At 70.1% G+C, this 12,681-nt stretch carries 11 protein-coding genes; 6 read left to right on the plus strand and 5 right to left on the minus strand.

Annotated features, from left to right (window positions below):
• The first annotated feature begins 157 nt into the window (after window positions 1-157).
• Together ACFQ6X_RS24585 and ACFQ6X_RS24590 are read left to right on the plus strand one after the other, a co-directional pair.
• A complete protein-coding gene (locus ACFQ6X_RS24585) occupies window positions 158-1,249 on the plus strand; it encodes a glutamate--cysteine ligase (protein ID WP_383184535.1) in 1,092 nt (363 codons plus the stop codon).
• Window positions 1,250-1,561: 312 nt separating this feature from the next.
• Entirely contained in the window at window positions 1,562-1,867 is a 306-nt protein-coding gene (locus tag ACFQ6X_RS24590) for a hypothetical protein (RefSeq protein WP_383184515.1), read from the plus strand.
• A 3-nt stretch (window positions 1,868-1,870) separates the two neighbouring features.
• Here ACFQ6X_RS24590 and ACFQ6X_RS24595 read toward each other — a convergent pair whose 3' ends face one another.
• The 3 genes from ACFQ6X_RS24595 to ACFQ6X_RS24605 form a co-directional block, all read right to left on the minus strand.
• On the minus strand, window positions 1,871-3,043 hold the full coding sequence (locus ACFQ6X_RS24595) for a sensor histidine kinase (RefSeq protein ID WP_383184516.1): 1,173 nt from the start codon (window positions 3,041-3,043) through the stop codon (window positions 1,871-1,873).
• An 80-nt stretch (window positions 3,044-3,123) separates the two neighbouring features.
• On the minus strand, window positions 3,124-3,774 hold the full coding sequence (locus ACFQ6X_RS24600; protein WP_383184517.1) for a response regulator: 651 nt from the start codon (window positions 3,772-3,774) through the stop codon (window positions 3,124-3,126).
• 152 nt (window positions 3,775-3,926) lie between these two features.
• Entirely contained in the window at window positions 3,927-5,264 is a 1,338-nt protein-coding gene (locus ACFQ6X_RS24605; protein WP_383184518.1) for a BTAD domain-containing putative transcriptional regulator, read from the minus strand.
• Between the two features lie 120 nt (window positions 5,265-5,384).
• Here ACFQ6X_RS24605 and ACFQ6X_RS24610 point away from each other — a divergent pair, with 120 nt between their 5' ends.
• The gene (locus ACFQ6X_RS24610; protein WP_383184519.1) at window positions 5,385-5,912 is read left to right on the plus strand and encodes a hypothetical protein; all 528 of its coding nucleotides are present in this window, start codon (window positions 5,385-5,387) and stop codon (window positions 5,910-5,912) included.
• A 64-nt stretch (window positions 5,913-5,976) separates the two neighbouring features.
• Here the strand turns inward: ACFQ6X_RS24610 and ACFQ6X_RS24615 are convergent, their stop codons facing one another.
• Window positions 5,977-6,219: a DUF6411 family protein gene (locus tag ACFQ6X_RS24615; protein ID WP_383184520.1), complete on the minus strand. Its 243-nt coding sequence runs from the start codon at window positions 6,217-6,219 to the stop codon at window positions 5,977-5,979.
• Between the two features lie 337 nt (window positions 6,220-6,556).
• Between ACFQ6X_RS24615 and ACFQ6X_RS24620 the strand changes: the two genes are divergently transcribed.
• The 3 genes from ACFQ6X_RS24620 (at window position 6,557) to ACFQ6X_RS24630 (ending at window position 11,286) form a co-directional block, all read left to right on the plus strand.
• Window positions 6,557-8,104, plus strand: a complete 1,548-nt coding sequence (locus ACFQ6X_RS24620) for a DUF4331 domain-containing protein (protein WP_383184521.1) — start codon at window positions 6,557-6,559, stop codon at window positions 8,102-8,104.
• Between the two features lie 126 nt (window positions 8,105-8,230).
• Complete coding sequence (locus ACFQ6X_RS24625) at window positions 8,231-9,625, plus strand: tetratricopeptide repeat protein (RefSeq protein WP_383184522.1); 1,395 nt, start codon at window positions 8,231-8,233, stop codon at window positions 9,623-9,625.
• Window positions 9,622-11,286 carry a nickel transporter gene (locus ACFQ6X_RS24630; protein WP_383184523.1) on the plus strand — a complete coding sequence of 555 codons (1,665 nt, stop codon included), beginning with the start codon at window positions 9,622-9,624 and terminating at the stop codon, window positions 11,284-11,286. Before ACFQ6X_RS24625 ends, ACFQ6X_RS24630 begins: the two co-directional genes overlap by 4 nt.
• Window positions 11,287-11,306: 20 nt before the next feature.
• Here the strand turns inward: ACFQ6X_RS24630 and ACFQ6X_RS24635 are convergent, their stop codons facing one another.
• A complete protein-coding gene (locus ACFQ6X_RS24635) occupies window positions 11,307-12,635 on the minus strand; it encodes a S1 family peptidase (RefSeq protein WP_383184524.1) in 1,329 nt (442 codons plus the stop codon).
• Window positions 12,636-12,681 lie beyond the last annotated feature (46 nt).

Raw genomic sequence — 12,681 nt, forward strand, 5'->3', positions numbered from 1 at the left:
CACCGGGGGGTGCTGGTCCGCGCGGCAGCAACGAGGTCCGGCAGCGGACACAAGGGTCTCCTGTTCGAGTGAAGCCCGGAGCACGGGGCAGTCGGTGAGTGGCAGGACAGGCACGCCCTACGGTGGCGGCGGGCAGGACCGGGTTCGGGAGGCCACGATGGTGCGGACGGTGGGTGTCGAGGAGGAGCTCCTGCTCGTCGACGAACAGAGCGGTGAGCCCCGTGCCCTGTCGACGGCCGTGCTGGCCCTCGCGGAACGCCGCGCGGAGGGGAACTCCGTCTTCGAGCCGGAACTCCATGACCAGCAGCTGGAGTTCGCCACCGAACCGCGCACCGACATGCGCGAACTCGCGGACGAGATCCTGCGCTCGCGGGCCGAGGCGGCGAAGAGTGCCGCCCAGGCAGGGGCTGCCGTGGCGGCCCTCGCGACTACGCCTCTGCCGGTCAGCCCCTCGATCGGCACGGGCGAGAGGCACCGGTGGCTCGCCGAGAAGTTCGGACTGACCACACAGGAGCAGCTGACGTGCGGATGCCACGTGCACGTCTCGGTGGACTCGGACGAGGAGGGCGTCGGCGTACTGGACCGCATACGCCCCTGGCTGTCGGTGCTCCTTGCGCTGAGCGCCAACTCACCCTTCTGGCAGGGCCGCGACAGCGCGTACGCCAGTTACCGGAGCAGGGTCTGGGGGCGCTGGCCGTCGGCCGGACCGTTCGAGATCTTCGGTTCCGCGGACCGCTACCACGAACAGGTCGCGGCACTCGTCGACACGGGAGTCCTGCGCGACAAGGGAATGATCTACTTCGACGCACGGCTCTCGCACCGGTACCCCACGGTCGAGGTCCGCGTGGCGGACGTCTGCCTGGATCCGGCCGACACCGCGCTGCTCGCCACGCTCGTGCGCGGGCTCGTCGACACAGCGGCACGCAGCTGGTCCGAAGGGGAGCCGCCCGACCCGGTCGGGGTGGGTGTCCTGCGCATGGCCGCCTGGCAGGCCGGACGGGCCGGGTTGGAGGGGCAGCTCCTCCACCCCCTGACCATGCGTCCCGAGCCCGCCTCCGACGTCGTGGGCGCCCTGCTCGCACATGTACGCGATGCTCTGAGGGAGAGCGGCGACCTCGCCCGGACCGAGGCCGCGCTCAAGAACGTACTGGAGCGCGGGACCGGGGCACGGATCCAGCGGGAGGCACTCGATCGCACGGGCAGTCTCCGTGACGTGGTGGCCGCGTGCGTGTCCAGGACGAACAGCTGACCCCAGAGCTGCCCTCCCGGCCTGAGTCTGCCCAGGTCACAGGCCCAGCCGGAGCACGAGCACGACGAAAGTCACGTGGCCCGGTGACGTCGGGGACATCGGAGTCCGGAGGAAGGGCATACGGTTCGGCCCCTTCGGCTCCGCCACCCTGGAAGGGGAAGCAGGGGGATTCTGCTCATTCGGGCAGCTGACGACTCGGAGCCTTTCATGCACGACAGTGGCGTCGCCATCCTTTCCCGGCACCCCCGCGCAGCAAAGGAAGCACGGTACGTCCTGAAGCGCATTGCCCCTGGTGACTGCGCGGGAACGGACATGGCCGCCCTGCTCCTGTCCGAGGTCGTGTCGAACGCCGTCCGTCATGCGAAGGGCACTGCCATCGAGGTGGCCGTCGGCTTCGACCGGTCGGCCGGAATGATCACCGGTGCCGTCTTCGACACGGAGCCTCTGATGGGCGACGGTGCGCGGTCCAGCGTCGCCGACGTCGGCGACGAGGAGCAGGGGACCGGCATGGAGACGGGACGCGGGCTGGACCTGCTGGACACGGTTGCGGGTACATGGGGCGTGGCGACAGTGGGCTCCCACGGCAAGTGGGTGTGGTTCCAGGTCTCCGCGTCCTGAGGTTCAGGGCTGTTCGTCGCGTCCGGTGGGCGCCGGGTGGGCGGGAAGGCGAAGCGATACGCGGAATCCACCCGCTTCCGGACCGGCCTCCAGTTCCCCTCCGAGGAGGGAGGCGCGCTCGCGCAGCCCGATCAGGCCGTTCCCTCCACCGGGCAGGTCGTGTCCGGGCGGGCCGGCCGGTGGGCCGTTGGCCACACTGAGGTCGACCCTGTCGGGGCCGCATTCCAGATCGATCTGGACCGGAGCGCCGGGGGCGTACTTGGCGGCGTTGGTAAGTGACTCCTGCACCGTGCGGTAGAGAGCCTGTTGCAACACCGTGGGCAGCGACTCGGGTTGCCCTTGAACGCGCAGGTCGACCTGTAGTCCGGCGTGCTCCGCGGTACGTGCGAGGTCACCGAGGTTGCGGGCGTCGGCCTGCGGGGCGCGCGGCTCGGTTCGACGTGCCCGGTCGGGCGTGAGCACCCCCAGGATTTCGCGCAACTCCTCCAAGGCTTGGCGGCCTTCGTGCCGGATCTGCTCAGCCTCCTGGGCGACTCCTTTGTCCTGTGCGCCGGGACCGACCTTCAGCGCTGCGGCCATGAGGACCATGTGGCCGACACGGTGCGAGACGACGTCGTGCATGTCCCGGGCGATGCGGGCTCGTTCGTGGATCCGTGCCCGCTCCAGGACGAGTCGGTGTTCGCGTTCCCGTGTGGCGAGTTCGGCCTGGGATGCTGCGGCCAGGTCGGAGCGCAACGCCACGGCGTAGCCCACGACCAGCGGTCCGATCACCAGGGCGAGCGAGTAACCGGCCTCGCGGATGTCCCAGACGTCACCCAGGCGGAGTGCGGCAACATCGGCCAGGGTCGCAAGGACGGCGAACAGCCCGAGGATGCGTGGTCGCCGGTGGTGGACGTCTCCGACGGTGTAGAGGGCCACGGCCAGCGCGGTAGGGGTGAAGGCGAGTACGTGGCAGGCGACGACGAGGCAGGGGATCGCGATGGGCCGGCGGTGTCTCCACCACAGCAGGAGCCCGGTTCCGCCCGACACCAGTGCGATCACTGTGAGCGGGGCCCCGGTGAGAAGACCGTTCGACGGTTTGACCCAGCTGTTCGCCACACCGATCGCGGCGGCCGCAGCGGCTACCGCGGCGTCCACGCGCTGCCGCGGCCAGTGGCTGGAGCGAGCTCGTCCCACGAAAGGCACCCGACCAGATCCTTCTCTGTCGGCCCGTTCGTCGGCCTCGACGGGTCGCCGCGGGCGGGAAGTCCCGGAGATCAGCGTTCCATGCCTGCGCGGTAGGCCAGGCGGGCGGCCTGGACCCGGTTCTCCGCGCCGATCTTTGTCAGCAGTCGGCTGACCTGATTCTTGACGGTGCCTTCACTGACGTGGAGGACGGCACCGATGCCGGCGTTGGGCAGGCCTCGTCCGATGAGGCCCAGGATCTCTCGTTCCCTGCCGGTCAATGACTCCAGCGCACGCTGCTCCTGCGTGGTCAGCTGGACCGAGTGCTGAGCAAGCTGGTCCATGACCCGCCCCGTCACGGAAGGATCGAGGGTCGCTTCGCCGGCCGCGACGAGGCGGACGGAGCGCAGCAGCTCCTCCGGTGGGGTGTCCTTGAGGAGAAACCCGCTGGCTCCCGCGCGGATTGCCTCATCGACGTACTCGTCCTCCGCGAACATGGTCAGAATCAGCACCTGTGGAGGTACCCGCAGGGCCCGGAGTTCACGGGTCGCGGCCAAGCCGTCCATCCCGGGCATGCGGATGTCGACCAGCGCCACATCCGGGTTGAGCCGACTCGCCGCGTCCACGGCGCTGCGGCCGTCCCAGGCCTGGGCAACGACATGGATGTCGTCCGCGGAGGCAAGGATGTCGCCCAGCCCTCGGCGGACGATCTCGCTGTCGTCGGCGACCAGAACGTTGATCACTTGGGTGACTGCCTCTCACGCGGCCCGTTCCTGCCAGGTCTGAGCAAGACCAGAATGCGGACACATTATCCCAGAGCGGACCTTTCTCTCGTACGGCCCGCTTGTGCCCATCCGGGTTCCTGCCGCCCGGGAAGTACGCCACGGGCGCCCGCCTACTCCGCCGACACGCCCTTGCCGCAGGTGCGGAGGCTGCACCATCTGCGCCGACCGCTCTCGTCGGGAAACACCCAGCCGCAGTCCTCCCCCGGACAGACCCGGATCATGAATCTGGCCGGATCTGCCAGCAGTTCGGCCGCACTGCGGGCCACAGCGAGAAGGGGCAGACGCAGTCCGGCGGACGGCAACAGTCGCCACCGGCCCAGTCCGTCCTCGCCGAAGACGAACGCGGCGGTTCTCGCCGCGGCCTCCGCCACACCGGCTACCGCTTTGAAGGCCCGCACATCATCGGGGTCGGTCAGGACGGCGTAGAGCCGCGTACGGAACTCCCGGGCCTCCCGCAGGACGTCCGCAGCATCATGCGGTTGCTGCGCTGCCTGCTTGAGCAGCCCCGACACGACCCAGTCCTCCGCGAGATCCATATGGCCTGCCCAGACTGCCAGGGTGGAGTACGAACGCAGCCACTCCGATCCGGGCGAAGGCTGACCGCCCCAGCCGGCGTAGGTGTTGCAGAACTCGAGCGCGGGGTGACCGCTCGTGGACCAGGGCAGCCACTCCTCCCCCACACGCACCGCGTACACGGGCCCGGGCGGCCGGTCCAGCCGGGGATCACCCCGCAGCATGCGCTCGTGCAGGGTCCGCAGTCCGGCACCCGGCTCGACGCCGAGACGGCTCACGAGCGCCTCCCGGGTGAGCCGGTAGAGGTCGAGCGCCTCGGCCTGCCGGCCGCTTCGGCGCAGCCCGGTCATCTGTGCGGCGACCAGCCTCTCCCTTTCGGGGTGCCGGGGGGCGAGCGGTGAGAGATCGGCGACCACCTTGTCGTGCTCACCGAGTTCCAGGTGGGCCTCCGCTCTCTGTTCCAGCGCGGACATCCTCAGTTCGTCGAGGTGGCTGCCGAGCCGTTTGCGCAGCGCGTCGTCGGCCACGTCGGCAAGCAGCGGCCCGTGCCAGAGAGCGAGGGCCTTGTCGTAGTGGCGCACACGCTGCACGGCGTCCACGGTCGCCCGTGCCCGGCCGCACAGGGCGATGAAGTCTCCGGCATCGATGGTGTGGCCACGCGGGTCGAGGACGTATCCGCCGTGCCGGGTGTCGATGTGCAGCCCGTGCGGCCGCAGTCGGGCGCGGATGCGGCCTATGTAGGTGTGGAGGGTGCGGCGGGCGGACGCGGAGGCGTCACCGTCCCACAGCAGGTCGGCGAGGCGGTGGGAGGTGACGACCCGCCCTGCCTCGAGGAGCAGGATCGAAAGGAGGCAGCGTTCCTGTCGGCGGTCGGCGACCGGAACCCGTACACCTTCGTGTCGGGCCTCGAACGGACCCAGCAGTTGGAACTCCATGACGTCGGCGAGCGTAACCGGCCCGACGGCACGGCGGACAGGCATGGTCAGCGAGTGGTGAGAAGCCGGGGTCACGCTGCGGCCAGGACAACAGCCGAACCTCACTCACGGGAAGTCATCATGCGACGAACAGCTCTGGCCATCGGATCGATCCTGGTAACCACGCTCCTGGGCGCGACGCCGGCCCAAGCCACCGGCTCCGACCACTCCGGACTGCAACACGATCTCGGCTGGGAGCCCGCGCCTTCCGCGCCCTGGGATGTCGCCGCAGGCCTCCGGTGCGACTTCGCCATCCATGGCGAACCTGTCGTGGACGAGGTGGTGCAGCGCGTCCTGGCCCGGCACCCGGACGGGTCGCCGAAGAGCGTGGCGTACAAGGGGGACCTCGTCGTCCGGGTCACCAACAAGGTCTCGGGCGCCTTCTACGACGCGGACGCGAGCGGCTCCGCAGTCGTCGAGTACCGCACCGACGGATCGCAGTTCTGGTCGGTGCTGGGGCCCGTCCTGGTCGGCGTGGGTGAGGGCAACCTCGACCGGGGCATGTACATCGTCGACGGCGTGTACACCCTGGCCATCAGCGCGTCCGGCCACAAGACCGTGACCATGGCTCATGGCTCGACGACGGACATCTGCGAGCGGATCGCCTGAACCGCGCTCCTTGACGGGAGCACTTCCTGGAGTTCGTCGCGCCCGTGGAGCGCAAGGCATGCCGTCAGAACGGCATGCGCCAGCGGGCGCGACGACCGGCCGAACCACTGCGCCCGACAGCCTTCGAGCTGCTGCGGAAGGGCTTGCTGAAGGCACGGCCCAGGACACCGGGCGCCTTACTACCCGCCCTGGAACCCAGACCCAGCGTGCGCTGGGTTCCGCGCTCGGGATGGCGGGAGAGCCTTGGGACGAAGAAGGCGAGTACGGCCAGGACAACACAGATGGCGACTATTCCGACGATGATCATCAAATCTCCTTCTGTAGCGGTGCAAGACTCGCCTGCCCGCCGGGGGCGCCCCCAATCCGGCTGACCGTTCCGAGACTGCCTGGTGCCTGCGAGGTGGGCGCAGCAACCGACGGCGTCCCCCATGAATCGCGTTTCGCCTCCTCGCCATGGCATTCCTTCCCAGCTCGAACGGCCACTGCCGCGCTCACCCGCACTCGCGCTTTCCGCTGCTCGTCTCCTCCTCCCGTCGGCTTGCGGCCGAACTCGTGCGGTCAGGGCCGAACAAGACCGGCGCGGCGCACGTACTGGAGCTACGAGCAAGCCGGAACGGACCGATGCCGGATGAAGGATGGACGAGATGACCGCAACGACAAGAAGCGGGCGGACTTGGCGGGGGCGCGGGAGCATTGCTCTGGTCGCCTGTGGTGCGCTGGCCGCCGGAGGCCTCACGGCTGCCGGCGTGAGCGTGCTGGAGCCGGAGACCGCGACAGCCTCGAGCCACCGGGAGGCACCCCTGATCTCCGGGCAGCCCCAGTTCGACAACACGGACGTGTACGCGTTCGTCAGCCCCGATCATCCCGACTCGACGACGCTGGTGGCGAACTGGCTGCCGTTCCAGGAGCCGGCCGGTGGCCCCAACTTCTACACGTTCGCCAGCGACGCCCGCTACGACATCCACATCGACAGCGACGGTGACGCCCAGGACGACCTGCTGTACCGGTTCACCTTCAAGGACCACCGGAAGAACGAGAACACCTTCCTCTACAACACGGGCGCGGTGGAGAGCCTGACCGATCCGGACCTCAACTTCACTCAGACGTACGACCTGGAGCTGCTGCGGTTGCAGAACGGGAAGCCTGCCTCGCGCCACCCGCTGGCGAAGGGGCTGCCGGTCGCGCCGTCGAACGTCGGAAAAGCGTCGATGCCCGACTACCAGGCGCTGCGCGACCAGGCGGTGCAGAAGGTCGCCGGTGGGCTCAAGGCTTTCGCCGGTCAGGCCGATGATCCGTTCTTCCTCGACCTGCGGGTCTTCGACCTCCTGTACGGCGGTGACCTGTCGGAGGTCGGCAACGACACACTCAAGGGCTACAACGTCAACACGATCGCCCTCCAGGTGCCGAACGCGTACATCCGGGAGTCCGCCGAGCAGCCGGTGGTCGGCATCTATGCGACGACGGAACGGAAGAACGCCTACGGCGACTGGACGCGGGTGTCGCGGCTCGGCATGCCGCTGGTCAACGAGGTCGTCAATCCGGTCAAGGACAAGGACAGGTTCAACGCGTCGTCGCCCGAGAACGACGGCGACTTCCTGAAGAACGTCACCGAACCGGAGCTGCCGAAACTCATCGAAGGAATCTACAAGATCAAGGCTCCGGCGGAGCCGCGCGACGATCTTGTCTCGGTGTTCCTGACCGGGGTGAAGGACCTCAATCAGCCTCCGGGCGTCACGGCCTCGGAGATGCTGCGCCTCAACACCTCCGTCAAACCGGTCGCGGAGCCGAAGCGGCTGGGGGTGCTGGACGGCGACAACGCGGGCTTCCCCAACGGGCGGCGTCTGACGGACGACGTGCTGGACATCGCGCTGCAGGTCGTCGAGGGCGAACTCGTCGGTTCGAAGAACGACCTGGGCGACGCAGTCGACGCGAACGACAAGAAGTTCAGCACTGCCTTTCCGTACGTCGCCCTGCCCGCCGCCGGTTCCGACGTCAAGGCGGCGGAGGTGTCCACGAAGGCCGATACGACAGGACTGACGGGTGGCATGTCCTCGATCACCGCGTCGTGGGACGACGACACGGTGATGCTCGCCTCCGCGGGATCGGGGGCCGCGCTGGTGCTGCTGGTCGGCTTCGGTACGGCGTGGTTGCGTTCCCGCCGCCGAACCGAGTCCCGGTCCTGGCTCGGCTGACCTCCGGTCGTCGGGGCTGTCGGGTGCACCGGCTGCCCGACATCTCCTGACGACGACCCGTCGGCGTGTGCGCTCCCCCCGCGTCGCTGCCGAACCACCCACCGACAACGAGGAGGGCCAAGACCGATGCCCGTACGCAAGCCGCGGTTCGCGCGATGGTGTCAGCGACAGCACGGGCCGGGGCGTTGGCGGGCCTCCGCAGTCGTGGCGGTGGCTCTCGGGCTCACGGTCACCTCGGTGGCGTCCGGGGCCGGCGGTGATGCGGCGCGGTCCGAGCGGCCAGGGCGAGCGCTCACGGCGGACGTGCCCGTCGAGCAGCTGGCCGTCGGGGAGCTCGCGCAGGGCATCACCGCCTTGCAGCGGCACCTCAAGACGCAGCCCCGGGACGCCACCGGGTGGGCGACCCTCGGCGCGGCGTACATCGAACAGGCTCGGACCAGTGGTGATCCGACGCGATATCCGCAGGCCGAGGCGGCGTTCCAGCGTTCGCTGAAGCTGCGTGCGGCCGACGGGAACGACGCGGCACTCGCCGGGCAGGCGGCGCTGGCCGCCGCGCGCCACGACTTCGACACGGCGCTGATTCTGGTGGACCGGGCGCTGAGGGTGAACCCGTACAGCGAGCGGGCACTGTCCAGCCGGGTCGATGCCCTGGTCGAACTCGGGCGCTACGACGAGGCGTTGGAGGCGGTGAAGCTCGCCGACCGGCGGCGTCCCGGCATACCCGTCTTCACCCGGTACGCGTACGTCCTGGAGTTGCACGGAGACGTGAAGGGGGCACGTCGGGTGCTGCTGCGGGCACAGGCCTCGGCATTCAGTACCGCCGATGTGGCCCATGCCGCCACCTCGCTCGGCCACCTCTCCTGGTCCCAGGGTGAGTTCCGTCAGGCACTGGACCATTTCGCGACCGCTCTGCGCGCCGAACCGGAGCATCTGCCGGCGCTGGAGGGACGAGGTCGTGCCCTTGCCGCGCTGGGCGATCGAAAACGTGCGGTGAGCGATCTCGAAGAGGTCGTTCGGCGTTACCCGCTGCCCGGACAGCTCGCCGCCCTCGCCGAACTGTACGAGACGGGCGGACAGCGCCGGCAGGCCGAGGAGCAGTACGCGCTCATCCGTACCTGGACCCGTCTGGCCCGCGCCAACGGCGTCGCCACCGATCTGGAGTCCTCTCTCCTGGAGGCCGACCATGGCGACGCCGCCGAGGCGTTGAAGTCGGCGCGCGCCGAGTGGGCCCGCCGCGAGAGCGTGCATACGGCGGACGCCCTCGCCTGGGCGCTGCACGCGAACGGAAAGAACCGGGAGGCGCTGACCTACGCCAAGAAGGCGACCGCCGGGTCGCCCGGCTATCGGAACGCCTCTTTCCTCTTTCACCGGGGCATGATCGAGCGCGCCCTCGACGACGACGGGGCTGCCCGCCGCGATCTACGCGCCGCGCTCGATCTGAATCCGGGCTTCTCACCCACGGGAGCCCGCGACGCCGCTGCCGCTCTGTCGGCGCCGGCCCGGCCCCGGGGTGACTCATGATCCGCCGTACCGCCGCCTGCGCGCTCGCCACGCTGGCGACGGGCACCGTCCTGGCCGTCCTCCCGGCCCAGGCCGCGCAAGCACACCCCTTGGGCAACTTCACCGTGAACCAGTACGACGGCCTTGTCGTCGTTCCGGGGAAGCTCAGCGTGGACCATGTGGAGGACCTCGCTGAGATCCCGGCCTCGCAGGAACGGAACCGTATCGACTCCGACCGGGACAACCGGCTGGCGCCGGACGAACTGTCGGCGTGGGCCCGGGCGCGGTGCGGGGCGGCCGCCGAGGGCGCTCGGCTCACGGTCGGGGGCGCAGGAGGGGGCGGAACAGGGGTCTCCGTCTCGGTGCGGAGCACGAAGGCGCAGGTGCGTGCGGGGCAGGCGGGGTTGCAGACCCTGCGCGTGACCTGCGCGATGACGGCGCCGCTGCCGGACCACGCGCGGTTGCGGCTCTCCTACCGCCCGGCGGACGTGGCCACCGGCGTCGGGTGGCGGGAGATCACCGCTCGGGGCGACCGGATGACGGTCTCGGGTGCAGGCGTGCCCGGCGCCTCCCGGTCCCGGCGGCTGACCGCGTATCCCGACGATCTGCTCTCCTCACCGCCCGACGCGCGTTCGGCCGCCTTCACCGTTCGCCCCGGCGGGTCGGCGCTGCAGGCGGGGAACGAGGACGAGGAGACCGGTTCCCCGGCGCTGGGCGTGCTGCCGCGCGGAACGGATCGTTGGACCCAGGCGCTGACCGGACTGGTCGCCCGGCACGAACTGACCGTGGGCTTCGCCGCGCTGGCGATCGGCGCTTCCCTGCTGCTGGGTGCCATGCACGCGCTGGCCCCGGGTCACGGCAAGACCATGATGGCCGCCGCCGCGGCGGCGGGCGGCCGAAGTTCCCTGCGCGACATGCTGGCCCTCGGGGCTTCGGTGACTCTCACCCATACGCTGGGCGTCTTCGCCCTGGGTGCCCTGATCACCGCCGGCTCGGCGGCGGCCCCGACCGTGGTGTCCTGGCTGGGCATTGCGAGCGGCACCTTGGTCGCAGTCGCAGGGGTGTTTCTGCTGCGCAGGGGGTGGCGTCTGCGCCATCGCCCTCTCGACCACGGTCATCACCACGGGCATGAGCACGCCCACGCACACGAGCACAGTGAGGACACCGGAACCCGGGACGGCGATGAGCGGGTTCCCGCTCTCACGGCTGGGCGCCGGGACGAGGACGAGCACGGCGGCAGAACCGCGGCCCGTTCCCACACGCAGACGGGTCCCGGCCAGGTGCACGGCGACGATCACGGCCATGCGCATGACCATGGGCATTCCCACAGCCACGTGCCGCCCGCCCCCGGCCTGCGCGGCGTGATACTCCTCGGCCTGGCCGGCGGTTTGGTTCCGAGTCCCTCCGCCGTCGTCGTGCTCATCGGCGCGGCCGCTCTCGGCCAGGCGTGGTTCGGTTTCCTGCTGGTCCTGTCGTACGGGGGCGGGCTGGCGCTCACGCTCGCGGGAGCCGGGTTCGTGGTGGTGCGGCTACGGGAGACCACGGCGCGGAGGCTGGTGCGGCGGCCGCGAAGCCGGGTACTCGCTCTTGCCCACCGGATGGCACCGATCGCCACGGCCGCCGTCGTCCTGATGCTCGGGTGCGGACTGGTGTTCAGGGGACTGGCAACGGCGCTGAGTTGAGAAGGGACGGACGAGCCGGATCAGTTCCAGCTCCGGGAGTACCGGCGGCGGTAGCTGTTCCGCCGCTGAGCCGATCGGATCAAGCCGGTTGCCGCGAGCCCGAGAAGACTCACCGCGATGACCAGCAGCCCAGGCGTGAGGGCCTTGAGGCTGATGAATCCACCGAACATCGGAAACTCGAACTCGGATGGTCCCGGGGCAACGACTCCGGGGTCGACGACTCCCGCGGCAGCCGGGGGTGGGACCGGTCCGGTACCGCTCCCGTCAGCGGTCAGTCTCACTCCGAGGGCTGCCATCGCGGTGGTGGCCGGCTGGAAGTACGTGGTACCGCCGATCGTGCAGTCACCGTTGCCCCCGGACGTCAGGCCGAGGGCCAGCCCGTCCGCGAACAGCGGTCCCCCGCTGTCGCCGGGTTCGGCGCAGAGCGTCGTCTCGATCAGGCCGGTCACCGTGCCCTCGGGGTAGTTCACCGTCGCGTTCAGCGCAGTCACCCGGCCCGAGCGCACCCCCGTGGTGCTGCCGCTGCGGAAGGCCCGTTGGCCGACGACAGGGTCGGCGACCGCCGTGATCCTCACCGCCCGGTCACCACCGACACCGACGACGCTCCTTGCACCGGAAGCGTCACCGTTCCCGTACTCGACGAGCGAGAAGTCGCTGCCGGGAAAGCTGCCGGCCGTTGTGGTGCCGAGTTGACGGGTGCCGGTCGCGTCCTGGAACCAGGTGGTTCCGCGTGGACCGCAGTGACCGGCTGTCAGGACGAAATTCTGCCGCCCGTCGGTCACGTTGAATCCTGCGGAGCAGCGTCCGTTGCGGGCGAAGATCGGGTCGGCGCCGTTGAGTCTGGTGGAGAAGGTTCCTCCGGTCCGCCGCATGTGCACGAAGCCGCCGATCTCCTCGGCGAGGCCCGACATCCGTGACCAGTCCGTGGCGGACACGGTGCTGTCGGCATGCACGACGATCCGGTTGGACGAGTAGTCCACCGCCCACGCCGTGCCGGGCACCCGGGGGGCTTCGCTCAGCGCATCGGTGGCCGACCGGAGGCGGACCGTGCTGTGACGGACGAATTGGGCGCGTGCCCCCGCCCGCCGGACCTCCGCCGCGGCCTCCTCGTCCGTCACCGCGACAACCGGGCGGCCGTCGGAGCCGATCCAACTGCCCGCCGTACGCGCTGTGCCGAGCTGCGAGACCAGATCCGCGGCGAGCCCGGGAGGCGGAGCGGTGTCGCCGCCGGCTGCCGGTTCAGAGGATTCGCTCGCCACGGCGCTCGTCACCATCAGCCCGCCGCAGAGCAGTCCGCCGACGGCCGCCAGCCGCACGATCCGTTGCAGGCTGCGTCGTGCGTGCCTCATCCGTTGTCCCCTCGAGCCGTTCGGACACGACGTCACCGACGCCGGG

Source organism: Streptomyces sp. NPDC056452, from assembly GCF_042796085.1.
GTDB lineage: Bacteria > Actinomycetota > Actinomycetes > Streptomycetales > Streptomycetaceae > Streptomyces.

Coding starts and splice junctions, on each gene's coding strand:
- ACFQ6X_RS24585 (WP_383184535.1), top strand. CDS start 158: ATGGTGCGGACGGTGGGTGTCGAGGAGGAGCTCCTGCTCGTCGACGAA.
- ACFQ6X_RS24590 (WP_383184515.1), top strand. CDS start 1,562: ATGGCCGCCCTGCTCCTGTCCGAGGTCGTGTCGAACGCCGTCCGTCAT.
- ACFQ6X_RS24605 (WP_383184518.1), bottom strand. CDS start 5,264: ATGGAGTTCCAACTGCTGGGTCCGTTCGAGGCCCGACACGAAGGTGTA.
- ACFQ6X_RS24610 (WP_383184519.1), top strand. CDS start 5,385: ATGCGACGAACAGCTCTGGCCATCGGATCGATCCTGGTAACCACGCTC.
- ACFQ6X_RS24615 (WP_383184520.1), bottom strand. CDS start 6,219: ATGATCATCGTCGGAATAGTCGCCATCTGTGTTGTCCTGGCCGTACTC.
- ACFQ6X_RS24620 (WP_383184521.1), top strand. CDS start 6,557: ATGACCGCAACGACAAGAAGCGGGCGGACTTGGCGGGGGCGCGGGAGC.
- ACFQ6X_RS24625 (WP_383184522.1), top strand. CDS start 8,231: ATGCCCGTACGCAAGCCGCGGTTCGCGCGATGGTGTCAGCGACAGCAC.
- ACFQ6X_RS24630 (WP_383184523.1), top strand. CDS start 9,622: ATGATCCGCCGTACCGCCGCCTGCGCGCTCGCCACGCTGGCGACGGGC.
- ACFQ6X_RS24635 (WP_383184524.1), bottom strand. CDS start 12,635: ATGAGGCACGCACGACGCAGCCTGCAACGGATCGTGCGGCTGGCGGCC.